The sequence below is a fragment of the Pseudalkalibacillus hwajinpoensis genome (assembly GCF_039851965.1).
GTDB lineage: Bacteria > Bacillota > Bacilli > Bacillales > Guptibacillaceae > Guptibacillus > Guptibacillus hwajinpoensis_E.
Genome location: NZ_CP156674.1, coordinates 1,200,153 through 1,223,835 on the forward strand (window position 1 = coordinate 1,200,153; position 23,683 = coordinate 1,223,835).

The window sequence follows — 23,683 nt, forward strand, 5'->3', positions numbered from 1 at the left end:
TATTATTAAATATTTGAATTAGATAAAAACCTATCCTTTGACTGAACCTGACGATAAGCCAGCGACGAAGTATTTTTGTAAGAATAAGAATAGGATTGTCATTGGTGCCATAGACATTAATGCTGCAGCAGCTACGAGATTTAGATTGTTTTGATTTTGTCCAAAGAATCCAGACAGTGCAACAGTGAGTGTTTGCACTTCTTTACTCTGAAGGAAGAAAATCGAGAATTGATAATCATTCCAGATAAACACACATGCAATAATCAATACTGATGCAGTCACAGGCTTTAGCAGTGGAAAAACAATCTTGAAGAACGTTCCCAACTGACTTGCACCATCAATCCTCGCTGCCTCTTCAAGCTCTTTCGGAATGGTGGAGCGAATAAATCCTGCATACAAGAAAATAGTTAACGGAAGAAATGCAGCGAAATTATTTAAAATCGCAATTTCATGTGTATTCATCATTCCGATATCCACCACCATTTCGTATAGTGGAACGAGAGCTGTAAGGGGTGGAATAACCATGATCGAAATGAATAGGAAGTAAACGAATTTGTTGAATTTTGTGTTCATACGTGCCAGCGGATAGGCAGCCATAGAACCAAAAAAGATTAGTAACACAGCAGCAGAAAGAGTTATTATTGTCGTGTTAATAAATGCCGTTCCCAGATTTGCACTTTCCCAGGCTTCACTAAAATTCGCAAGACTCATGTCTGTTGGAAGCACCCATTTCGAACTAAAATCACCACTCGCTTTTAAAGAGGTTGTAATTAGAATATAAAAAGGAATCAGGTGAAAAAGAGTAATCACGATTGCAACGATTGTTAGAAATCTCCTCGTCTTATTATTATTCTTACGTTCCATTACGCTTCTACCTCCTTACTTTTGAAGTAAACCAGAGCAAGCAAGCTGAGAATCAATATGATAACAGCCATGAGTACGCCCTGTGTAGCCGCATAACCCGCATCCTGTCTGCTAAAGTAAAGATCATACATAAAGGTAGACATGGATTGAGAGGAATTGCCCGGTCCGCCGCCTGTAAGGGCAATAATCACATCGAACAATTTCAACCCGCCTATAATGTTTAAAACCATATTAATTGTAATCGACGGCATCAACAGAGGAAGCGTAATATTTTTGAACTGTTGAAAAGCTGTTGCGCCATCAATATTCGCTGCTTCATAGAAATCCTTCGAAATACTTTGCAGTCCTGCTAGATAAATAATCATCGCAATGCCGACAAATTGATACGTATTAACAAATACGATCAACCACGTATTCACATCGGGGTTTCCAAGCGCGTTTACTTTGTCCATTCCAATAAATAACAGCAGATCATTAAGCGCTCCCCCCTGGTAAGCGAAGAAGAAATACCATATATATCCCATAACAAGTGGACTAATGATTACAGGTAAGTAAATAATCGTTCTCGTGATGGATTTCATGCGAATACTTTGATTAAGTAGAAGGGCATACAGGAGTCCAACGATATTCTGAAAAAAAGTACTTCCGAGTCCGTATAGCAGAGTGTTTTTCACTACAAGCCATGTATCTGGATCATTAAGCATTCTCTTATATTGCTGAAGCCCAATCCAATTTTTAGTTTGAGAAAATCCATTCCAGTCGGTAAAGGAGACCTGTATGCCTTTAAGAAAAGGATAGATAATAAAGATACTTACAGCCAGCAAAGCTGGGAGATACATCCACCATAGAGACGACTTTCGTTGGCCAGGATTTTTTTTGGTCCTCTGAGCTATAGTCGTTTGTCCTTTTCGCACCAATTCACTCATACATTCCAACTCCTTTTTCTAGAAGACAGGAGGCGTTTGGCCACCTCCTGAAAAGGGATCTACTTATTGATTTCGAAGCCTGGAGTATTCTTCACCCATTTTCTTAGAAACCTCTTTAGGGGACATTGAACCAGACAACAGCTCCTGCCCTGTTGACCCCATGACATCCCACATGCCGCTTGGAAGATAGACACGGTCAAAGTAAGGCTGAACTTTCACATCACTGTAATTATCAAAGTACTCTGAGTAATAGTTCTCAGCATCCACGTTTGTAAGACCAGCCGGCAAGGAAGTGGCCTCAGCTATTTTCTTTGCAACTTCAGGTTGTGCAAGAAAAGAAATAAATTTCTTAGCTTCTTCAAGATGTTCAGAATCCTTCCACGCAGCAACCGTGTGACGTTCGCCACCTATCCAACTTTGTACGCCGCCATCATGAATAACCGGCATTGGTACTGTTCCAATTTGAACATCAGGATTCAACTCAGTTACTGCAGGTCCAAGAGCTCCACCGCCAACGGTAAATCCAATTTTCCCCTGAGCCATTAATGCAGGGGCTTGCGTTATTTTTGCCGTTAATACGTCCTCATTAAGTAGTCCTTTATCTTGCATTTCTTTTAACTTTTCAGGTAAATACGTATAGTGTGACCAGTCAAATGAACCATCTAAAAGCTCTTCTTCATAACTGTGACCTTCAGCCGTTATAAGCAACTGTGTGGCAAACTGATCAAAATATTGACCAAGAGACGATTTATCCGATCCGCCAAACCAGAGTGGAGTAACGTCCCCATTGCTTTTTTCTTCAATTGTTTCAAGTGCAGTCATAAATTCGTCAAACGATTGAGGAGGTTCAATTCCGTATTCCTTCAATAGATTTTCATTATACAAAAGGCCATCCTTTGCTTGATTTAAAGGGAAGGCGTATACTTTCCCCTCTTCGTCTTTCAAAATAGGATCAAGTGCAGGATCAAGGTTTTCCACCCAGTCCATCTCACTTAAATCAGCGGTATATTCACCATATCTAATTTTTGACCAACCATGTGTATCAAATAAATCCGGCATGTCATTAGCAGCCATTTTTACACGAAGCATGTTTTCGTACTCACCCGCCGGGAAATTTTCATCAATATCAATATCAGGATTCTCTTCCTCGAATTTTGTAACAGCCTCTATTATTGCGTTTTTGTCTGCTTCAAGTGTAGCTGTAGAGTAAAAGGACAATGTTACTTTCCCTCCATCTCCTGATGAAGAATTACCGTTTGAGCAACCAGTGACAATAAGTCCCAGAGCCAAAATACAGAATATTCCGATTTTTAACTTCATAATATCCCCCTCGAATTTTTAATAATTGAAGTTGAATAATAGAAAGACGACCATTGATGTCAATTTCTTGATTGTTAGTTAAGCAACAATTATAATAATATTGCCCTTTTGAGTCTCAAATTAAGTTAAAGGGTGTGCCTAACCTGGATTCTTGAGTGATTGCCGTCACTTCTAACCTCAGTTACTTTTGGCGATGCCATTAGCAACAGGGAGAATCCAGGTTATTCTCTTACTAAACCGCCTCCTTTCAATTAATAGTCGACACTAGCTTGTTGCTTTTTTGATACCAAGCGCACCGCAACTATCACGTAAAACAAGCTTCGTTGGCACCGTTACCTTCAGAGGAAGCTCCCTCCCATTAAGTCTTTCAGCCATCATCTTGACACCAATCCGCCCCATTTCTTCTGTATATACCTTAATAGTCGTAAGCGGAGTACTTGCGAATTTAGCCATTTCTATATCGTTAAAGCTTACAATAGCAACATCTTCAGGTACTTTAAGATTGGCTTCTTGAAGGGCACGCATCGCACCAATGGCCAGTCCATCACTTGCTACAAAAAAAGCTTCTGGTACATCTCCTCTCTTAATGTGTTGATTCATTTGCTCATATCCGCTCTTCATTGTGAATTCACCGACCATGACGTTTTGCTCTTCGTATAGCCCAAACTCTTTCATGACCATTTCGAACGTTTTCTTTCTTGTATCTTCAATAGGAATTTTATTGTTGCTGTAATGCTCTGCCTCCATTCCGCCTATATAGCCAAGTCTCTTGTATCCAAGATCAATTAGATGCTGTATCGCTTTTCTGGTCGCGTTTTTAAAATCAATCACGACTGAATCAAATCCCTCATCCGCTTCAATATTGTTGATATAAACAACGTTTTTCAATCTGGTATTAAAAGACTCTAGAATTTCCGTATTAATTCTTCCAATCACTATCAAATTTTCTAGATCACTACTGATTTGTTCGGAGCTCAGATTTGATAACCGAAATAATTCGGTCGCCGTGAACCCTAGATCGGCACATTCACGCTCAACTCCTCTTCGAATCGATAAGAAGTAAGTATCATTCATTTCCTCTTCCACAGATTGACATAGAAGGATACCAACCTTTGGCCCCTTTTCCTTCGGATTGATTTGCTCTCCTTTTCTTTCTTGCAATGTTTTATATCCCAGTTCCTTTGCCACATCCAATATGCGTCTTCTCGTTTCAAATGAGACAGAAAGCTTTTCGTCATTGTTCAAAACCCGTGAGACTGTAGCACTGGAAAAGTTCGAACGGGATGCTATATCTTTAATAGTCACCATGTGCTTTTCCCTTTCCCTGCTTACAAGCGTTATTTTTTAGTAAACTTTACTAACTTTAAATGCATCATAACAAATAAAGATATCGCTTTCAATACTTATTTTCAGATTATTTAGTTCTTTTCTTATTTATTTTACTTAAAAAGGCTGACATATCATCATTTTTCCGGTTAATGAATTATTATTTTACTTATTTTTAGTAAATATTTAATGATATTACCTGCCATTTATGCCTGTACTTACTACCACTGTCGATATGAAGTGCAGAAAATGGGCAAGATAAAATGGATTACATTATAAGGAGGATATAACGATGCTTGAAGGGAAATGCGCCCTTATTACTGGCTCTGGTCAGGGAATCGGGTTAGAGATTGCAACTGAGTTTGCGAAGGCTGGCGCGAAAGTAATGTTGTATGACATCAATGAGGAGACGCTCAAAGAATCTGTAGAAAGTTTGACATCACAGGGCTTTACGCATTCGCTCGAATTCACTCGAATGATGATACCCGGTTATCGAGGGGACAAAACTTATTTACTACAGGAACTTTAATAGGAAGGACTTTAGTTCTACCTGGTCGCGTTTTTATTATTGTTTGAGTAAAGTTATGTTCTTCTCCTCTCTCTAGTTCGACATAAATTTATCTACCAAAAGGCCATACTCTTAATTAAACATTATTCATTCCATATCAAAAAACACCAAAAAACCGCATCATGAATTGATGCGGTTCATACAAACTACTCTTACATCTCATAAACCCTTGCCTCGTGTGGGCGGAGAATTGCTTTCTGAATCGGTTCTTCTCTAGTCACATCTCCATAGTTGGCAATCATCAGCTTTTTATTAGCCTCTTCCAGCCCCTTAACCTCTGGACAAACCAACGTGTCATCGGAGTGATTTAAAATGATTAACCAGCGCTTTCCTTCGTAACTTCTAATGTACATATATAGTTTAACATCATCTCTCGAAAGATCATGATAGTCACCATAAATCATCACGGAATTTTCTTTTCGTAAAGCAATTAACTTCTGGTAATAACGGAAAATGGAATTCGGATCTTCAAGATCATTTTTCACATTTATTTCTTTATAATTAGCATTCATATTAATCCACGGGGTTCCAGTTGTAAAACCGGCATGTGCTGAATCATTCCATTGCATTGGCGTCCGTGAATTATCACGACTTAACAGCGTCAGACTTTTCAGCACTTCGTCAGGATCACGGCCTTTCTCCACCTCTTCGGTGTACTTATTTTTCATGGCGATATCATTATAATCCTCAATGGACTCAAATCGAACACCGGTCATACCAATTTCCTCACCTTGAAAAACATACGGAATCCCTGGAAGCGTATGAATCATCGTTGCGAGTAGTTTCGATGACTCTGTTCGGTATTCGCCATCATTTCCGTATCTTGTCACCTGGCGTGTATGGTCATGATTGTTTAAGAATTGGGAGTTCCACCCCTTCCCATAGAAAACATTATGCCATCTTTGCTGAATTTCTTTATATCGAAGCATATCCCAACCTGGCATATCATCAGCCACTTCAAAATGAAACAAGGTCTTTAATTCATTTCGATCTTCTCGGACATAGTTCAGACCATCTTCAGGAGTGACGAAAGGAATTTCACCCACAGTTAAAATGTCATAATGGCGAAGCACTTTCTGATTCATTTCTTGAAGATAATCATGAATTCCAGGATTGTTTGCAAGGTAATTGATTTGTTCCGGATTCTCGGCGTCTGGAAAACCTTTCTGTTTGGCAAGTAAGTTGATCACATCCATCCGAAAACCATCGATGCCTTTTTCGAGCCAGAAGCGCATCATCTCAAAAATCGCCTCACGCACCTCTGGATTTTCCCAATTTAAATCAGGCTGCTCTGTTGCAAATGAATGCAAATAGTATTGACCTGTCACATCATCATGCTCCCAGGCTGATGGAGTGAAATATGAGCGCCAGTTGTTCGGTGCTCTCCCCTCTTTTGAGTCTCTCCAAATATACCAATCGCGCTTGGGATTGTCTTTTGACGAACGTGATTCAATAAACCATGGGTGCTGATCGGATGTGTGGTTGACGACAAGATCCATAATAACCTTTAACTTCCTCTTATGCGCTTGTTCAAGCAATTCTTCAAAATCAGACATTGTTCCCGCTTTTTTTATAATTGAATAATAGTCTGAGATATCGTAGCCATTATCCATATCAGGCGACTCATAGAAAGGATTGATCCAGATCACGTCCACGCCCAACTTCTCGATATAGTCTAATTTGTCTATAATCCCTTGTAAGTCTCCGTATCCATCTCCGTCGCTATCCTTATAACTACGCCAGTATACTTGATAGACAACGGCTTCTTTCCACCATTTCTTGTTCATCGTCTGTAGTCCCCTTTCTGCGATTCCTCATCGTTTTTTCAAAATATCCAGGGTGAATTGTACAATCTTATTGAATCAGGATCAAATGAAACTTACCTTATCATTCAATAAAATTGCTCTGTTGACGTTTGTTCGAACACCTTCCAGTGCCCATTCATTACTGATATTTCTTACCTATAAAATGTGACGTTCGCTCTCCGTCCACTCCCTGGACAAAATATGTATCAGAACCTCTGTAGGCAACCTTTACAACCTGCTCGTCTTATTCTTAAAAAGGTTCTCCGATCCAAATACGTCTGCCATCGTTACCACAAAAAGTACTCCTACAATAATCACTACTTTTTTCACCGACTCCTCAAAGACATCGTATTCTCCTTATTATCCTACCATCGATTTCCAATCCATGGTCAAAAAAAAAAAGAAAGCCACCACAGCTCGCCTTCTTTTCAAGAACTAGATAGCTTTCTTTTCACCACATTCCCCATTTGCCTTCTTACTAATTGAATCAGGAAAGTGATTATTACAATGAGCGAAAGGAAACAGATGCTCGTCATCAATGGAGCTACTTTGAGAGCGTAAAGAAACATATCAATTTCATATATTTCATTCGAAGCTACAATTGTACCCGGCGTAAAAATCAGATGGTCTTTCCAATCCGATAGTGTAGGCAAGGAGCTCGCCGTCCAGGAAGTTGTCCAATAGGAATAGGCAAATACAATAAAAAGACACAGCAACATGACCGGTTTGAAGAAATCCCTTCTCATCAACCCATCACCTCGAAGTTTTTATACCTTTATTTATTCGGGAAGTAGGGTGATGATTCCTTTAATGTAAATGAGAAGACCACTTTTTCTAGCCCTTCTCCTCAATGACTTTCCTCCCACTCCATAAGACCGCCTTCTAATCTATTGTAAAAATGCACAGGAACATCTAATCAAATTCTGTCACGGTTTCTACATGAAACATTACTTCTTCTTCATTTCACCTTAATTTTCGTCCGTTAATCTGGTAACGAAAGAGACGAAAGGAGAGGTTTATGTTGAAAAAGTTGATTACAATCGGGTTGTTCGGTGTTTTTGTTGTAAGTATGTTCATCTATTCAGGAGGAAATAACTTTGCCAGCGCAGATTCGAACAAGACGCTGACCATTGCTCACAGAGGTGCTTCAGGCTATGCGCCGGAAAATACGATGGCTGCCTTTGAAAAGGCGGTTGACATGAAGTCAGATCTATTTGAGCTTGATGTTCAGATGAGTAAAGACGGGGAACTTGTCGTCATCCATGATACTTCTGTTGATCGTACGACTAATGGCTCTGGTATGGTTAAGGATCTAACGCTAGACGAGTTACAGAGCCTTGATGCAGGAAGCTGGTTTGGAGAAGAATTTGCAGGAGAGCCAATTCCAACGCTTGGAGAGGTGCTTGATGAGTACCGTGGAAAAACAGGGATCTTGATTGAACTGAAGTCGCCTTCTCTTTACCCTGGAATTGAAGAAAAAGTGGCGGAAGAACTCCGAGAAAGAAACATGGATAAACCAAATAACAACAAGATTATCGTTCAGTCTTTTGACCATGAATCTGTCCAAACGTTTAACTCTATTCTGCCTTCCGTCCCTACTGGCGTACTTGTAGGCTATAGTTCCACTGGCATATCAGATGAAGCTTTGAACGAGTTCGCAACCTATGCGGAATATGTCAATCCGAGCAAATCCATGATTAACGTTAATCTTGTCGATCGAATCCATGAATTAGGTATGGAAACTCATCCATGGACGGTTAGAGATCTTGAATCTGCCGAATCCCTTTTAAATGCTGGTGTTGATGGTATTATTACAGATTATCCTGATTACGTGAATGACCGTAAGTAATTCGTATAACTAGCGAGTAAAGAGTGCCTGTCACCACCCGGTTTTTGTCACATTCTGTCGTCCAATACGTTCATGTTTGAAGAAATCGCTTACTGGGAATTGTTAACTGAATCTAAAAGGAGTGGATATTTATGCCAAGAAAGACGCCTATTCTTTTAGCCGTTTGCTTATCGGCTGGAACATTGCTTGCAGGGTGCGGAAACAACGCAATCCAGAACAATGGTCCACAGACAACAAATGATTCCGCAGAGAGCAATACTACGTCGGAAAACACCCCTGAGGAGGGGAGCACGAATAGTAGTAGCAGTGAAAACACCGGTGATGAAAATGGTAATATTAACCTCGAGGTAGGAATTGACACAGCTCTGACCGATCTTGATGCGTTGAAGAGTACCGTTGAAAATTCCAGCGATGATGTTGCGAAGTTGAATGAACAGGGCAAGACACTTGAATCACACTGGGATCTCATTGAACCAAAAATGGAAGAAGACTACCCTGATGAATACAAGGAAATTGAGAAGACCCTTTATCCATTAATTGATGAAGCGAAAAAGGATGACCCAGATACAGCGAAGATGAGTGAATGGATCGATCAAACAATTATGACGATGACCGAGTTTAAAGAAAACCTCAAGCCTTCCTAAACTGTATAATGAAAGAGCTGTCCACTTTCTACATCCTTAAGCTTTGTTTAAACATTAGTCGTGTTAAAATGGTTTTTCCCCATTCATTCTAAAGCCCTATCCATACTCCGTTTTATTGTCTCTTCTCCTGTTCTATTTTTATAATTCGTGCCTTTTTTGAATAAAACACCTCCAGGGTACCAATAATTGAAACGGAAAGGAGTGGATATTGTTGGAAAAGAAATTTCCGATTTTACTAGCGATCACTATGATTTCTGCATCGATACTCGCTGGCTGTGGTACAAACGGAGCTGAAGAAAACGCCACTGAAGAGAATGCCGCCAATTCTGGCATGGAAAACAACAGTGTAACGGAAAACTCCGCCGGTGAGGAAGGTGCTGGGGACACAAGTACAGAGGGCAATGTAGTCAATATGGATGAAGGTGTGGACACCGTTCTTACAAACCTTGATGAACTGAAAAGCACTCTTGAAGAAAGTGCTAACGTCGAAAAACTAAATGAACAGGGCATGTCACTTGAAGCAAATTGGGATAAAATCGAAGCGCAGATTGAGGAAGAATATCCAGAGGACTACAAGAATATCGAAGAGAGTCTTTACCCGCTAATTGACGAAGCGAAAAAGGACGAACCTGATACAACAAAGATGAATGAGCTTATTGATGAGACAATTATGAAAATAACTGAGTTTAAAGAAAAAGTTACTGCTTCCTAGACACAAAAACAAAAACGCCCTCTTCCTGATCATTTGACCAGGAAGAGGGTGTTTTTATTTAATACAACTTCCCATGACGATACATGATATCTGATAGCTTCATCACTGTATGGATGTAGCAATTTTGTCTGAGTGGAAATGGATCGCTGAAGAACTGCGGAAAAATCTCATCCATCGTTTCCTTCATTTTTTTAAAGAGCATGGTGGATACCTCTTCTTCACTATAAAACTGTGTTTCACGGCCCTGTAGCCATTCAAAGTACGACACGATCACACCACCCGCGTTCGCAAGAATATCAGGGATAACCAGCACGCCCTCATCGCTTAGTTTGCGGTCAGCTCCGAGCGTAATCGGTCCATTCGCGCCTTCAACAATCATGCGCGCTTTCACTTTGTCAACATTATCTTCATGAATTTGATCCTCAAGCGCTGCAAGAATTAGCACATCCGTATCGAGATAAAGTACATCTGCCCTGTCCTGTATATCCGCTTTGATGCCATTCTGACTTAAAGCTTCCTTAGTAGTCGGAAGATCACCATTGTGTTTCGAAGTAAAATCAACTAAAGCCTCAATATCAAGACCGTCCCCATTGTATAACGTGACGTTCCGATCACTAACTGCGACAACTTTAGTATTCAAGTAATTACATTGATATGACTCCAGTGCCGCCACAGAACCAACATTACCAAAACCTTGAATCCCAATGGTAAGCTCACGCTTCGTGTGATTGAGCGCTGTTTTGGCGAAACGGTTTTCATTTTCCTTAAACCAACCTTCGTTCTCGTTAATAAAATTGTGAATCATATAACGAAGTGTGAAATATACCCCTTTACCAGTTGCTTCGCGTCGTCCTAGCGAACCGCCGTTCATCTGACTTTTCCCTGTAAAACTTCCGCGGTACGGTCGTCCTGGATGAATGTTCTTGAACTCGCCCATCATCCAATCCATTTCACGTTCGCCTGTGCCTACGTCCGGTGCAGGAATATCCTTATCGGGACCAAGAATATCACTGAAATTCTGAACGTACGTTTTTGAAATCGTATGTAATTCTTTTTCAGAGAACTCCCGAGGATTAATCACTACTCCGCCTTTCCCTCCACCGAAAGGGACATCGTGAAGCGCATTTTTCAGCGTCATGAGCGTTGCCAAATTAATCACTTCATCTTCTTCGACTGTTTCGTGAAATCGAATCCCGCCTTTATATGGTCCAACCGCATTATTATGCTGTACACGGAACGCTGGAATCCTTAGAATCTTTCCGTTCTCAAGCGGCACGCGCAGAAACGATTTTTGAATCTGATTTGGTGTAGAAAGAATGGATTCAAGCGATGTAAACGCATTTTTTCTTTCATCCCCACTAAAATTCGGTAAAAATGACGTATCATTTAATAGTGCATTCAATGATTCCTCTACAATTTCTCCATATTTACTAGCCAAAGTCATCCCTCCATTTGATTTCATCTACAAATACCGTACCCTCCTGACTATAGTTCAAACGGGCTAGATGAAGAGGTTTACTCCTTTCTTACCGATTATCTGCCGGAAAAACAATTCCGATCTGTCTGCGGGCCTCATCCATCACTTCGATTGCGAGTAGGGAATTTTCATAGGAATTAATGGTAGACTCCGTTTTTCCAGACTGGATCAGTTCAATAAACTCCTTAGCTTCGTACATCATCGTGTGGGTTTGCGACTGAGTGAGGTCTTCAATTGAACCATCACGGTAGTATATCTTCACATTCATAGGCGATCCAATTTTATCGATCAAGATGCTTCCATTCTCACCTTGAATTTCAGAAGGCAGATGTGAATCTGTAATTTTCGAGAACATCACCACCGCTTCTTTATCATCGTAACCAAGAAGAATGCTTCCCTCACCGTCAACGCCCGATTCAAGCATAACGCCCTCCGCTTTAATCGAACTCGGCTTACCTAAAATTGACACAACAGGATACACGCAGTAAACGCCGATATCCATCAGCGATCCATTCGAGAATTCAGGATTAAAAGCATTCAGAACAGTCCCTTCTTTATAGGCATCATAACGAGAAGAATACTGTCCATAATTCGCTACAAAACGACGGACCTGGCCGATTTTATGTAGATTTTCACGCACCTTCTGCATGTTTGGCATTACCGTCGATTTCATCGCTTCCATTAAAAGCACATTATTTTCTCTAGACGCTGCAACCATTCGCTGAACCTCCCGGCTGTTCGACGCCAGCGGCTTTTCACAAAGAACGTGTTTCCCTGCTTTCATAAGTAGAATAGCCTGCTCCGCATGAAGGGAATTCGGACTCGCGATATAAACCGCATCAATCACTTTACTTTCTGCCATCTCTTCAAGATTCGTAAACGTATGCTTCGCTCCATGCTTCTCAGCAAATGAAGTCGCTTTCTTCTCCGTACGAGAATAAACCGCCGTTAATTCAAAATCACCAAGCTCATTCGCCCCTTCAATAAAATTACCAGTAATCTTATTCGTTCCAATCACACCAAAACGCACCATTATCTATTCCTCCTAAAGTCCTGCCGGTGACAGGCACCGCCCGAACGATGTCATATTTTGTACTATGGTTTAGTTTAGACTTCTGTCATGGATGATTCAATTGAAAACCATCGGATTTCCAAAAGCGGCATTATGCAGATGCTAACTCCCCAAGGCTGCTCCCCCCATACTGGATTAGGTGTCTTTCTAGCTCAGGTAGAGGATAAAACCAATCTATCATACCTAGCTTGGGGAGTCGGTTATCAATCCCTGTTAATTATTTACCCCTCTCCGGCACAGGCACGGTGATTATGGTAAATATCGATCCAGGGATTCATCAAATGAAAGGGTTGATCGGGGAGATTGTGAATACGCTTGTTATTGAGTGAAGAAAAAAGCGAGTGGTGTCCTTCACAGGCACCACCCGCTTTTAGTCAAACTACGTCGAATCAAATCAGCTTAACGCCGAGTTTTTCTTCTAGCCATTTCGGAACGACGAACCTTGCTGTCATCAGTGGATCGACTACCTGGCAAACTTCCACTTGCCCAATCGCACTCATCAGCATCGTTGCCTCTCCAATCGGGATCCTGGTTCTTTCTACAATTCGATCAATCATCAGTTCAGTCGCTAGCTTCACTGCTTCATCGAGCGTTTCAGCTGAAGCGATTTGTGTCACAACCTCATCGTTCTCAAGCATAGGCTGAGTCATCAGATCACCTTTGATCACTTCTAACTTTACCGTCGCTCTACCTGGAACTTCAATTCCAGAAACGCTGACCTCGCCATCACCCATTGCCGCATGGAAGTCGCCAAGTCCGAATAATGCACCTTCTGCGAACACCGGGAAATAGAGCGTCGCACCTTCCGTTATCATCTTATTGTCCATGTTTCCACCATGCGCACCCGGTGTGCCACAGGATACTCCTTCTCCCTCTGGTGCCACTCCAATCACACCGATCATGGGATTCAATGGAATCTCAAGCTCATTAAAAATGGCCTTCCCTTCTTTAATTGGAATGATCTTCGATTCCATCGCTTTCAGTCGATGCCCCATAACGCCAAGATCCGGCCCAACGACCATCACTCCCTGATCACCAATTTCCAGCTTCTCAATCGTCACCTTAAGGACATCACCTGGGAGTGCCTCGTTAACGTAAATTGGACCAGTTGCCGGGTTAACGCGGTTCCAATCGATACCAGTAATTTCAGTTTCCTCGGATTGAAGCTGATTTTCAAAGCAATCGTATGTAACGATTTCGACTGTTGCCCCGGATGGAACTATTTTTACAGGCTGATGCGTTTTGTTAAATTCATAGATAACAGAATCGTTCATAAGTAATTCCATGGATTACTCCCCCTTTAATTTAACTATTGTGACAATTTTAACAGGAATTGACCTCTTACCTCCATCCTCTTAATCTTTCAATTGTAACTATGAAAAAAGACTTATGAAAAAGGACATCATTTTCCTAATTTCACATTTTTACCTCTCCTCATAGCTCACTCTTTTGTGCCAAAAACGCTGTAACTTCTTGCTATATGAATGCGCTACCATTAGGATCATGTAAAAGAGTGCACTCTTTTCAAGAAATGAAATTCCAAACGAATGTAATAGTCATCATTCGATTAGATTCACCATTTTAAGACTACATCCATCGTCCCTATTTTCTTAATAGTAACCTTACAATCTATTAATATCTCATTCATTCTTATCATTTAGACTGAGAATTGTGAGAAAAATTGACTCAGGGGGAAATTATTGATGTTCGCAAAATACGCTAAGAAAAAGCTTATTCCATTTGCTGTAATTTCATCACTAGCTGTTGCAGGACTATCCGGAAATGCCACAATGACCGAAGCTAAATCTGACAATGCAAAGCACAAGAAAAACGAAATTGAGAATGTGATCTTTCTAATTGGTGATGGAATGGGGCCAGTTTACAACACAGCTTATCGTTCTTATAAGGATGATAAGTCCACCCCTTACATGGAGAAAACAGCGTTCGACGAGTACCTTCTTGGAGCTCAGGAAACGTACTCGTGGGATACAGAAGAAAGCATAACGGACTCAGCAGCAGCAGGAACGTCAATGGCGGCTGGAATCAAAACATACAATGGCGCTATTTCAGTTAATCTTGAAAAGAATGAAGTGAAAACGGTTCTTGAAGAAGCGAAAGAAAACAATAAGGCAACAGGGCTTGTGTCAACTTCTCAAATCAACCACGCTACCCCGGCTTCATTCGGTGCGCACGATGAATCCAGAAATAACTATAATGATATTGCCGATGACTATTACGATGAGATGATTGATGGCGCACATAAAGTCGATGTGCTTCTTGGCGGCGGTACAGCTTACTTTGACCGTGGTGATCGTGATCTAACTGAAGAATTCCAGGAAGATGGTTATAGCTACGTCACGTCTAAAGAAGAGCTAGCTAACGATGACAATGATCAAATTCTTGGCCTCTTTGCTCCAAAAGGAATGGACAAGGCGATTGACCGTTCTGAAGAAACACCTTCCCTTTCTGAGATGACAGATGCAGCGCTTGAACGTTTGAGCGAAGACGATGATGGCTTCTTCCTCATGGTAGAAGGCAGTCAGATTGACTGGGCTGGACACGATAACGACGTGGTTGCCGCAATGAGTGAAATGGAAGACTTTGAGAAAGCTTACGAAAAAGCAATTGAATTTGCGAAAAAGGACAAAAATACGCTCGTGGTTACAACAGCTGACCATTCAACAGGTGGATTCGCAATGGGGCGCGATGGTGAATACATCTGGGATCCAGCGCCATTAAAAGCTGCAAAAAAGACGCCTGACTTTATGGCAGCCAAAATCGCTGAAGGTGCTGATGTTAAAGCGACGTTAACTGAAAACATCGATCTCGATTTAACTGAAGAAGAAATTGCATCTGTACAAGAAGCGGCAAAAACGGAAAATACCGTTGAGATTGACAATGCCATTGAAAAAATCTTCGACCTACGCTCAGGAACTGGATGGACGACTGGGGGACACACAGGCGTTGACGTCAATGTCTATGCTTACGGCCCAAAATCTGAAGAATTCATCGGACTTCATGACAACCATGAAACAGGTCAATTGGTTATGGATCTCTTAAATGCGAAGCAGGATAAGGACGACGACCATGATGACGATCATAAGAAGGACAAGAAGCATAAAAAAGATTAACGTACAGGAATTAAAGAAAATCCCGCTGCTTAAAACACAGCGGGACTTTTCTTCAAGGAGGTCTTTTTAATGAAATATGTAGCTGCTTCCCTATTAATACTCACACTCTTTATTGGTGGATGTTCCGATAATCATACAGCACAGGAAACCAATTCTGAAGTGAAGGCTTCAAGCGACAGTACGGAATCAACAGTAAGCACCGAAACTAAGTCGACTAAGACAACCATAACGGATAGCCCACAGGCTCCTGACGACAGTTCTCTTACAGAAGTCGGTGAATCATTTCAGGATGCCGATGGCTCGATCACATTGAACGCTATCTCTGACTATGATGAAACTACCACAATCGGTGATGTGGAGCTTCACATTTCAGACGTGAAAATAATGAATTATGCTCCTTCTCCTGATCTGATTGATTTCTTCCACGGGTATTCTGATAACGAGACGCAGTTCAATTACGTAAAACTTCGGGTTACGGTGAAGAACACTTCTGATAAAGCTGTAAATTTCGCACCAATATCGATGCTTGAAACAGGCAGCGAGAAAAAGGGGTTTGAGGATGATTTCTACCTTGAGAGCCTTTACGGCGTCTACGCCCCGAACGAGGAGAGATCTGGTCAGCTTGGGTTTGTGCTTAATGAGACAAAAGTTGAAAATCTAAAAGCTATTACCGTTCATACGAGTGATGTGTTCGATCAAAACAAAGAGTCTCTAACGAAAAGCAAGACAATTGAAGTTCCCTTCTAAAGATCCCTGAACAGGGGTCTTTTTGTCCTTTCGTGAATAAAACGCCTTTTCCGTGGACATCCCTTCCAAACGGACGTAAACTAGTATCCCGATGCACCTTTAAGCCTCTTTATAGCCTCTTGTAACATACCAGAAGAAGTAAGTAACAAAGGATAGCCCTAATCCCCCGAACAGAAACATCGATTGGAGTCTATATCCTTTATTTTCAATCATCCATTCCATAACAAAATGAAAAACCGCTGCTAAATCTAGCATAAACATCTCCTCCTGAGTGTTTGATTACTAGATTATAAGCAAGCGGTTTAAAATATATACCTAAAATATATTTATGTGAGGGAATTTAGTCGATCGGTTAGCTCCATGAACGAGTCGCGATTACGCTGATCGAGAGCCCAATCAATCTCTTTCTTTAACATGGCCTGTCTCTCTTCTATAGTGGATGCATTGATGTGTTCGATTAGCTGTTCAACCATTTCCTGTCTCTTTTCCGAAATCTGATTCTGGTAGACCTTTCGATTCTCCATCATGTAATCCTCCATTCGTATTGATAGAAACTTTGGTACGTTTGCTATGCTATTAGTTACATTCTATCCGATTTTTACAAAGTTTAAACAATAGTTTAGAAGATTCTAATAAATAAGGTCGAACTTTGTACTATTTTACTAGATTATAGGTTAGTTTTTGCTTCTTTTGTTACTCTTCCTCCGTCTGTTTGGCTACAGCAATTTGTTTTGATGCCGTCTCAATCAGTGATCTTTCCATTTTCTTCACTTCTGCTTGATGGTCCCTTCTTAGTGAAATAAAGAGCGCTCTGCACATGAGGAGCATAATAATCGTAAATGGCAAAGCTGCGATAAGTGATGCTGTTTGAAGCCCCTGAAGGCCACTGCTAATAATCAGCACAACTGAAATGGCAGCAATCAATGTACCCCAAACAATTTTAGATGCCATCGATGGGTGCATATCTCCCTTTGACGTCATCATACCTAATACAAATGTCGCAGAGTCAGCAGAAGTAACGAGGAATACGGCGATCAAGAAAATCGAAAGACCAGATAATATGGACGTGAACGGGAACTGCTCAAGTGTTACGAAAAGAGCGCTCGTGACATCATTGCCTACAGCAGCAGTGATCGCTGTGCCACTAAATAGATCCATGTTTAGCGCAGCGCCTCCAAAAACAGCGATCCAGACCATCGCGATAAAAGGGGGAACGATCAACACGCCAAAAATCAACTCTCGTACAGTTCTTCCTCTTGAAATTCGCGCAACAAATGATCCTACAAAAGGTGACCATGCAATTACCCATGCCCAGTAGAAAATTGTCCAATCCTTTACCCATGTTCCGCCTTGATAAGGCGTCATATAGAAGCTCATTTCAATAAAGTGCTGAATATAATCCCCTACTGCCACGGTAAAACTTTCAAAAATAAAAACAGTTGGACCAAGAATAATGACGAAAACCATTAGTGAGAGTGCAAGGCCAAGGTTCAGGTTGCTTAAGTATTTAATGCCTTTATCAAGTCCAGTTGTGGAGGAGAAGAGATACAAAACTAACAGAATGCCTGTAATGGTCAGTTGGATACCTGCATTTTGCGGGACGTTATACATGTAATTCAATCCACCATTTATTTGGAGAATCCCCAAACCTAGTGAAGTAGCGACGCCCATCACTGTTGCGATAACTGCAAGTGTGTTGACAGTTGTTTTCCAACTCGCTTTTTTCTTAGGTTCCTTGACCGTAATCGTGGAGCTGATTAGTGCACCACGCCCTTTTTTATATTGAAAGTATGCCATGACAAGACCAACGATTGTGAACACAGACCATTGATGAATGCCCCAGTGGAAGAAGGAATAACGCATCGCTGTTCGCGCCGCCTCTTCCGTCCCGCCTTCAACGCCGAGCCCGAATGGAGGTGCGCCGAAATGAGTCATAGGTTCAGCGACTCCCCAGAAGACAAGCCCTACCCCAAACCCGCAGCTAAACAGCATCCCAATCCAAGTAAAATAAGGGTATTTCGGACGCTCATCTTCCTTTCCAAGTCGCACCTTTCCATATTTACTGAATGCTAAGTAAAAACAAAATAGAACGAAGAACATAACAGCCATTAAGTAAAACCAGCCAAAAGCATTTGTTGTATAACTAAAAACTGTGCTTGCAATACTCGAAAACCCTTCCGGTGCTACAGCCCCCCAGATGACGAGCAATGTAATGACGAGTGTAGATATCCAGAATACAGGGTTCTTATAATTGGAATGCATAACCTTCTCCCCTTCTTTTGTTGGACGTATCATCATACCCGCTCACAGTATGAGCGGGTGCAGTTTCTATTCATGCTTTCGATGCTTCAGCTTAAAGCTGACAACACGAGGTTCTGTCATTTCCAGAATGGAACTTTTCACGCCTTCGCGTCCAATTCCTGAACCCTTCACACCGCCAAATGGCATGCCGTCAATTCTGTAATCAGAGCTGTCATTGATCATAAGTCCTCCTACCTGCAGACGGGTAATCGCTTCGAACGCATTTTCAAGATTTTCTGTGAAAATGCCCGCATGTAGCCCATAGTTCACACTATTTGAAAGATCTATCGCCTCATCCAGATCACGAACAGGGTAAAGAAGAACAACTGGACCAAAAATTTCCTGTTGGGCAATAGTACAATCCTTAGCAACATGCGTTAGGACAGTTGGTGCATAATAAGCACCGTCCCTCATACCGCCGGTAAGCAAATTAGCCCCTTTTCCAACTGCTTCTTCTACCCATGACTCAACCCGCCTGGCTTCATTTTCATTGATCATTGGTCCCATGTTCGTGGTCTCAAGCATTTTATCACCAACTGAAATGGCAGCTGTTTGCTCAACGAAAAGACGTTCGAACGTGTCATAAATACTCTCCTGAATGTACACACGCTGGACACCAATGCAATTTTGCCCTGCTGCTGAAAAGGAGCCTGATACAGTTGCGCTTACCGCATGAGCAAGGTCTGCATCTTTCAACACAATAACCGGTGAGTTCGAACCAAGCTCCATGCTGATCTTTTTCAAACCGGCCTGGTGCGTAATTTTCTCTCCTGTTTCAAGTCCGCCCGTAAACGAAATCATGCGTACGTCTGGATGCGTAACGAGTACATCACCGACCTTACTTCCGCTTCCTGTGATGACAGACAGTATTTTCGGAGGTAGCCCGGCATGATCAAATGCTTCCGCTAAAAGCAATGCACTCAATGGTGTAACGGAGGCAGGTTTTACGATAATCGCATTTCCTGCAGCGATGGCCGGACCCATTTTGTGAGCGACAAGATTTAATGGGTCATTAAAAGGAGTAATCGCCCCGATAATGCCAACTGGAAAGCGGAAATAGTAACCAAGTCGATCCTCACTACCCGGGCGCTGATCAAACGGAATTGTTTCTCCGTTAATCCGCCTCGCTTCCTCAGCTGAAATTCTAAGCGTCTCAATACAACGTTCTACTTCTCCTCTCGCTTCTGTGATCGTCTTGCTCCCTTCTTTCGCAATCGTTCTTGCAAATCGATCGCGATGCTCCCCAACATAACCTGCTGCCCTGTGGAGAATTTCCATTCGTTTATAAACAGGGAGCTCTGCCGCAATTTTCATACCGAGCTTTGCTTCCTTAATCGCAAGTAACATATCTTCAGCAGAGGCAGATGGCACACTACAAATCATTGATTGATCGTGCGGGTCGTATACGTCAATCTTCGCTTCCCTCGTCATCCATTCACCTGCAAGGTACATGCCCTGAACAGCCGTTTGTGTTGTCATCCTCACACCACCCCTTTCGATTATGTTGTTACCGCCTTTTTCGCACGATGAAAATGAATTAAATCGATTAATAGTGAGAAGCCTGTTTCTTTAAGGCCAGCACCCGCCCCAGCTAACGTGATTGGCCCAGCGAGATTGCAGGTATACGTAACCGCGTTTATGGCTCCAGTAATCGATGCGAGCGGATCTGTGAGTGGAATCCGCTCTGGCCCGACGCATGCCTTAACGTTCCCATTCTCTTTCTTAATCGTGCCAATCAACTTCCAGCGTTCACCATTCAGCTTAGCAGCATCCATATCCTGAGCAGTTAAGTGGCTAATCCCCTTACACGAAACGTCTTCAACCATAATCTGAAGGCCCATTACGTAATTGGCGAGAATAACCACTTTGTACCTGACATCATAGCCTTCAATGTCATTCGTTGGATCAGCTTCTGCAAACCCGTTGTCCTGTGCTTCTTTTAAAGCTCCATCGAAGGACGAACCTTCTTCCATCCTGGTTAACATGTAATTAGAAGTCCCATTAAAGATCCCACGAATTTCTGTAATCTCATTTCCTGCAAGGGCTGTAAGCGGCATTCTGAGCGCAGGTGTTCCACTCATCACCGTTCCTTCAAATCCGAAGAAAACACCTTTTTCTTCAGCTAGTTTGCTTAATCCTCGATAAGCAAGTGCGATTGGACCTTTATTCGTTGTCACAACGTTTTTACCCGATTGGAACGCTGCTTTACAGTGATCAATTGCAGGCTGCCCCGTTCTCACATCAGTAAATGTGACTTCCACAATCGTATCCGCATTCGTTTGCTTGATCGTTTGCAAGCTATCAAGTCCTTTAATAAGACCAGGACTTTCAGGATACTCATTTAAGGCACCGGTTGAATGAATGGTTTCAAAAACTTTTTGGAGATCAAGACCTTCCTTCTCTTTAAGCTCTTTCCCCTGGTCCAAAATGATATCTGCCAGTCCCTGACCTACTCCACCAAAGCCAATAAAGGCAATTCGATGTGCCACGCTTTCCACCTCCGTTTAGATTGTTTTCAGTAACTCATGCGCCGTTTTTGTTAAAATTGCAGTTCCAATTGGAAGGCAGCGTTCATCGATATCAAAAATGGGAGTGTGAAGTTCACGGCTGATACCGTCTTCAAACGCGCAGCCCAGGAAAAACATTGCAGCGGGTACACGCAGAGCAATATAGGCGAAATCTTCTCCACCAAGCCCGAACGGACCGGAAGCAACCACAAGCCCCGGGTATAATTCAGTTGCAGCTCTTTCAATTATCCGGTTTACACCTGGATTATTTCGTAACGCCGGCTCTCCCTCTTCTACGTCAAATTCATACCTTCCACCAAGAGCTTCCGCCACCTTAAAGGCCTGTTCAAGCTCGTGAGTAAGCTGCATTCTCGCTTCTTTACTATAGGTTCGAATCGTCCCAACGATCCGGACTTCATCGGGAATGATGTTACTTGCGCTTCCCGCATGGATCTCACCAATGCTAACAACCGCTGTTTCTAATGGAGAGATACGGCGATTAACGATGCTATAGAGCGCTGGAAGCACTGAAGATAATAGCCAGATCGGATCAGACCCCATGTGCGGGTACCCACCATGTCCACCGGTGCCAAAAATCTTCCCTTCAAACACATCAACATTTGCCATGCTTTCTCCATCATGAACCTGAATCACATCAACGGGCTGCCAGGGACAAACATGAACAGCTGCTGCCGCATCAACATCCGCGAATACTCCATCTCTTATCATATATGAGGCACCCGAAAGTCCGTTGCCATCTGTCGCTTCTTCCGCCGGTTGAAAAATCAACTTCACCGTACCGTGCAGTGCACCCTTTGCCGCATCCTGAACAAGAAGCTTAGCAACTCCCAGCAGCATCGCCGTATGTGCGTCATGTCCACAGGCATGCATCACACCATCATTCTTCGAGCGATACGAATGAGTAGTCGTCTCTTGAATTGGTAGGGCATCCATATCTGCACGAAGTGCGATTGTTGGACCGCCCTTCCCAGAAATAATGCCAACAACTCCGTTCCCAGCAACATTCTGTTGGAGATTTGAAACACCTATTTCACGTAGCGTTTTCACCACAAAAGCAGCTGTTTCGCATTCCTGAAAGCTGAGTTCAGGATGAGCATGAAAAGTACGTCGCCAATGTATTAACTCTTCTTGGATAGCCTCCGCTCGTTCCTTTTCTGACTGCTGTACGATCGCCATTTCATTCCCTCCCTTGTGCAATCTATACGTTTGTCACACTGGATACGGATTGAAAGGCCTGTTCAAGATCGGCAATCAAATCCTCGACATCTTCAATACCTGCTGAATACCTGACAAGTCCTTCTGGAATTCCCATCAATGCTCGCTCTTCAGGCGTACACTCCACGTGGCTTGTTGTTCTTGATGGTCCTACAGTCGTTTCTACAGCGCCAAGGTTAGCCGCTCTGTTTGCATATTTCAATTTAGGAAGCAGATGCCTCATCGTTTCGACGCCCCCTTTTACGGAGAAGCTAAACATACCACCAAAATCCTTCATTTGTTTCTTTGCGATCTCGTGAGCAGGATGCGTTTTCAGCCCAGGATAAAATACCGCTTCAACAAGATCCTGCGTTTGGAGGTATTTCGCCACTTTCATCGCATTTTCACACTGCTTTCTTACACGAAGATGGAGTGTTTTCATGCCTCGTAAGATCAAATAAGCAGCCATCGGGTCCATCGTTGCACCGTTGATTTCACGGTAGTGGTAAATTTTCTCGATCAGTTCTTTTCTTCCACATATCACTCCCCCGAGCGCATCTGCATGCCCACCAAGAAACTTCGTCGCGCTATGAAGGACGAGGTCAACCCCTAGCGAAAGTGGATTCTGATTAATTGGTGTCGCGAATGTGTTATCTACGATGACAAGAGCTCCAGCATCATGGCCTGCTTTTGCCATACGCTCAATGTCTGTAATCTTGACTGTTGGATTCGTTGGTGTTTCAAGATAAAGGATTTTACAGCCCTTCGCCACTTCCTCTTCGATCATGTCATGATGTCCCGTTTCACAGAGCACAACCTCGATATTCAACCTCGGAAGGAATTCGGTGAAAATTTTATTCGTCCCGCCATACGTATCTTTAATAGATACGATTCGGTCTCCCGGTAATAGAAATGTAGAAAGTGTATTGCTGATCGCTGCCATCCCGGTTGAGAAGCTCGTTGCGGCTTCTGCGCCTTCGAGTGCCTTCACCTTATCTTCAAACGCCTGAACGGTTGGATTCGTATTTCGGCCGTAGATATGTCCCTTCTTGTTTCCAACTGCAACCTCATACCATTCATCCATGTCATCATAGCCATAAGCAACACTAAGAACGACGGGAACTTGTGTTGCACCGTGAACGAGATAATCTTTCTCCCCTGCCCAAACTGCCGCTGTTCCATTGTTCGTTTCCTTCATAACGATCAGCTCCTCTTCTCT

The 23,683-nt window shown here is 42.4% G+C and carries 22 protein-coding genes; 6 read left to right on the forward strand and 16 right to left on the reverse strand.

Translation table 11 applies throughout. The features are described from left to right. Window positions 1-30: 30 nt before the first annotated feature. The 4 genes from ABFG93_RS06040 to ABFG93_RS06055 all read right to left on the reverse strand — a co-directional run bounded on the left by ABFG93_RS06040 (window position 31) and on the right by ABFG93_RS06055 (window position 4,418). Complete coding sequence (locus ABFG93_RS06040; protein WP_347551482.1) at window positions 31-864, reverse strand: carbohydrate ABC transporter permease; 834 nt, start codon at window positions 862-864, stop codon at window positions 31-33. Then, on the reverse strand, window positions 864-1,790 hold the full coding sequence (locus ABFG93_RS06045) for a carbohydrate ABC transporter permease (RefSeq protein ID WP_347551483.1): 927 nt from the start codon (window positions 1,788-1,790) through the stop codon (window positions 864-866). The genes ABFG93_RS06040 and ABFG93_RS06045 overlap by 1 nt, the downstream gene beginning before the upstream one ends. A 63-nt stretch (window positions 1,791-1,853) precedes the next feature. Next, window positions 1,854-3,110 carry an ABC transporter substrate-binding protein gene (locus tag ABFG93_RS06050; protein WP_347551485.1) on the reverse strand — a complete coding sequence of 419 codons (1,257 nt, stop codon included), beginning with the start codon at window positions 3,108-3,110 and terminating at the stop codon, window positions 1,854-1,856. 264 nt (window positions 3,111-3,374) lie between these two features. Beyond that, window positions 3,375-4,418 carry a LacI family DNA-binding transcriptional regulator gene (locus tag ABFG93_RS06055; protein ID WP_347551486.1) on the reverse strand — a complete coding sequence of 348 codons (1,044 nt, stop codon included), beginning with the start codon at window positions 4,416-4,418 and terminating at the stop codon, window positions 3,375-3,377. A 310-nt stretch (window positions 4,419-4,728) separates the two neighbouring features. Between ABFG93_RS06055 and ABFG93_RS06060 the strand changes: the two genes are divergently transcribed. After that, entirely contained in the window at window positions 4,729-4,965 is a 237-nt protein-coding gene (locus ABFG93_RS06060; protein WP_347551487.1) for an SDR family NAD(P)-dependent oxidoreductase, read from the forward strand. A 191-nt stretch (window positions 4,966-5,156) separates the two neighbouring features. Here ABFG93_RS06060 and ABFG93_RS06065 read toward each other — a convergent pair whose 3' ends face one another. Together ABFG93_RS06065 and ABFG93_RS06070 are read right to left on the reverse strand one after the other, a co-directional pair. Then, window positions 5,157-6,791 (reverse strand): glycoside hydrolase family 13 protein, encoded by a 1,635-nt coding sequence (locus ABFG93_RS06065; protein WP_347551488.1) that lies wholly within the window; start codon window positions 6,789-6,791, stop codon window positions 5,157-5,159. A 446-nt stretch (window positions 6,792-7,237) separates the two neighbouring features. Beyond that, the gene (locus ABFG93_RS06070; RefSeq protein WP_347551489.1) at window positions 7,238-7,555 is read right to left on the reverse strand and encodes a DUF4306 domain-containing protein; all 318 of its coding nucleotides are present in this window, start codon (window positions 7,553-7,555) and stop codon (window positions 7,238-7,240) included. Between the two features lie 272 nt (window positions 7,556-7,827). Here ABFG93_RS06070 and ABFG93_RS06075 point away from each other — a divergent pair, with 272 nt between their 5' ends. The 3 genes from ABFG93_RS06075 (at window position 7,828) to ABFG93_RS06085 (ending at window position 10,014) form a co-directional block, all read left to right on the forward strand. Then, window positions 7,828-8,658 carry a glycerophosphodiester phosphodiesterase gene (locus ABFG93_RS06075; RefSeq protein ID WP_347551491.1) on the forward strand — a complete coding sequence of 277 codons (831 nt, stop codon included), beginning with the start codon at window positions 7,828-7,830 and terminating at the stop codon, window positions 8,656-8,658. Between the two features lie 131 nt (window positions 8,659-8,789). Continuing rightward, window positions 8,790-9,302: a hypothetical protein gene (locus tag ABFG93_RS06080; protein ID WP_347551493.1), complete on the forward strand. Its 513-nt coding sequence runs from the start codon at window positions 8,790-8,792 to the stop codon at window positions 9,300-9,302. Window positions 9,303-9,513: 211 nt separating this feature from the next. Continuing rightward, on the forward strand, window positions 9,514-10,014 hold the full coding sequence (locus ABFG93_RS06085) for a hypothetical protein (RefSeq protein WP_347551495.1): 501 nt from the start codon (window positions 9,514-9,516) through the stop codon (window positions 10,012-10,014). Between the two features lie 58 nt (window positions 10,015-10,072). Here ABFG93_RS06085 and ABFG93_RS06090 read toward each other — a convergent pair whose 3' ends face one another. The 3 genes from ABFG93_RS06090 to ABFG93_RS06100 all read right to left on the reverse strand — a co-directional run bounded on the left by ABFG93_RS06090 (window position 10,073) and on the right by ABFG93_RS06100 (window position 13,849). Next, entirely contained in the window at window positions 10,073-11,452 is a 1,380-nt protein-coding gene (locus tag ABFG93_RS06090; protein ID WP_347551497.1) for a Glu/Leu/Phe/Val family dehydrogenase, read from the reverse strand. A gap of 88 nt (window positions 11,453-11,540) precedes the next feature. After that, on the reverse strand, window positions 11,541-12,524 hold the full coding sequence (locus tag ABFG93_RS06095) for a Gfo/Idh/MocA family protein (protein ID WP_347551499.1): 984 nt from the start codon (window positions 12,522-12,524) through the stop codon (window positions 11,541-11,543). Between the two features lie 428 nt (window positions 12,525-12,952). Further along, a complete protein-coding gene (locus tag ABFG93_RS06100) occupies window positions 12,953-13,849 on the reverse strand; it encodes an acetamidase/formamidase family protein (RefSeq protein ID WP_347551500.1) in 897 nt (298 codons plus the stop codon). Between the two features lie 417 nt (window positions 13,850-14,266). On the opposite strand from ABFG93_RS06100, the gene ABFG93_RS06105 reads away from it, so the two are divergent. Beyond that, window positions 14,267-15,694, forward strand: a complete 1,428-nt coding sequence (locus ABFG93_RS06105; RefSeq protein WP_347551502.1) for an alkaline phosphatase — start codon at window positions 14,267-14,269, stop codon at window positions 15,692-15,694. Between the two features lie 69 nt (window positions 15,695-15,763). Further along, on the forward strand, window positions 15,764-16,441 hold the full coding sequence (locus ABFG93_RS06110) for a DUF4352 domain-containing protein (RefSeq protein WP_347551503.1): 678 nt from the start codon (window positions 15,764-15,766) through the stop codon (window positions 16,439-16,441). 99 nt (window positions 16,442-16,540) lie between these two features. Here ABFG93_RS06110 and ABFG93_RS06115 read toward each other — a convergent pair whose 3' ends face one another. From ABFG93_RS06115 to ABFG93_RS06145, 7 genes are all read right to left on the reverse strand, one after another. Then, a complete protein-coding gene (locus ABFG93_RS06115; RefSeq protein WP_347551505.1) occupies window positions 16,541-16,696 on the reverse strand; it encodes a hypothetical protein in 156 nt (51 codons plus the stop codon). A gap of 71 nt (window positions 16,697-16,767) precedes the next feature. Then, on the reverse strand, window positions 16,768-16,968 hold the full coding sequence (locus tag ABFG93_RS06120) for an IDEAL domain-containing protein (protein ID WP_347551507.1): 201 nt from the start codon (window positions 16,966-16,968) through the stop codon (window positions 16,768-16,770). Between the two features lie 166 nt (window positions 16,969-17,134). After that, entirely contained in the window at window positions 17,135-18,703 is a 1,569-nt protein-coding gene (locus tag ABFG93_RS06125; protein ID WP_347551509.1) for a BCCT family transporter, read from the reverse strand. A gap of 66 nt (window positions 18,704-18,769) precedes the next feature. Continuing rightward, on the reverse strand, window positions 18,770-20,221 hold the full coding sequence (locus ABFG93_RS06130) for an aldehyde dehydrogenase family protein (RefSeq protein ID WP_347551511.1): 1,452 nt from the start codon (window positions 20,219-20,221) through the stop codon (window positions 18,770-18,772). A gap of 20 nt (window positions 20,222-20,241) precedes the next feature. Next, entirely contained in the window at window positions 20,242-21,231 is a 990-nt protein-coding gene (locus tag ABFG93_RS06135; RefSeq protein ID WP_347551513.1) for a homoserine dehydrogenase, read from the reverse strand. 15 nt (window positions 21,232-21,246) lie between these two features. After that, the gene (locus ABFG93_RS06140; RefSeq protein WP_347551515.1) at window positions 21,247-22,446 is read right to left on the reverse strand and encodes a M20 metallopeptidase family protein; all 1,200 of its coding nucleotides are present in this window, start codon (window positions 22,444-22,446) and stop codon (window positions 21,247-21,249) included. A gap of 22 nt (window positions 22,447-22,468) precedes the next feature. Further along, a complete protein-coding gene (locus ABFG93_RS06145; protein ID WP_347551516.1) occupies window positions 22,469-23,662 on the reverse strand; it encodes a cystathionine gamma-synthase family protein in 1,194 nt (397 codons plus the stop codon). Window positions 23,663-23,683: the final 21 nt, after the last annotated feature.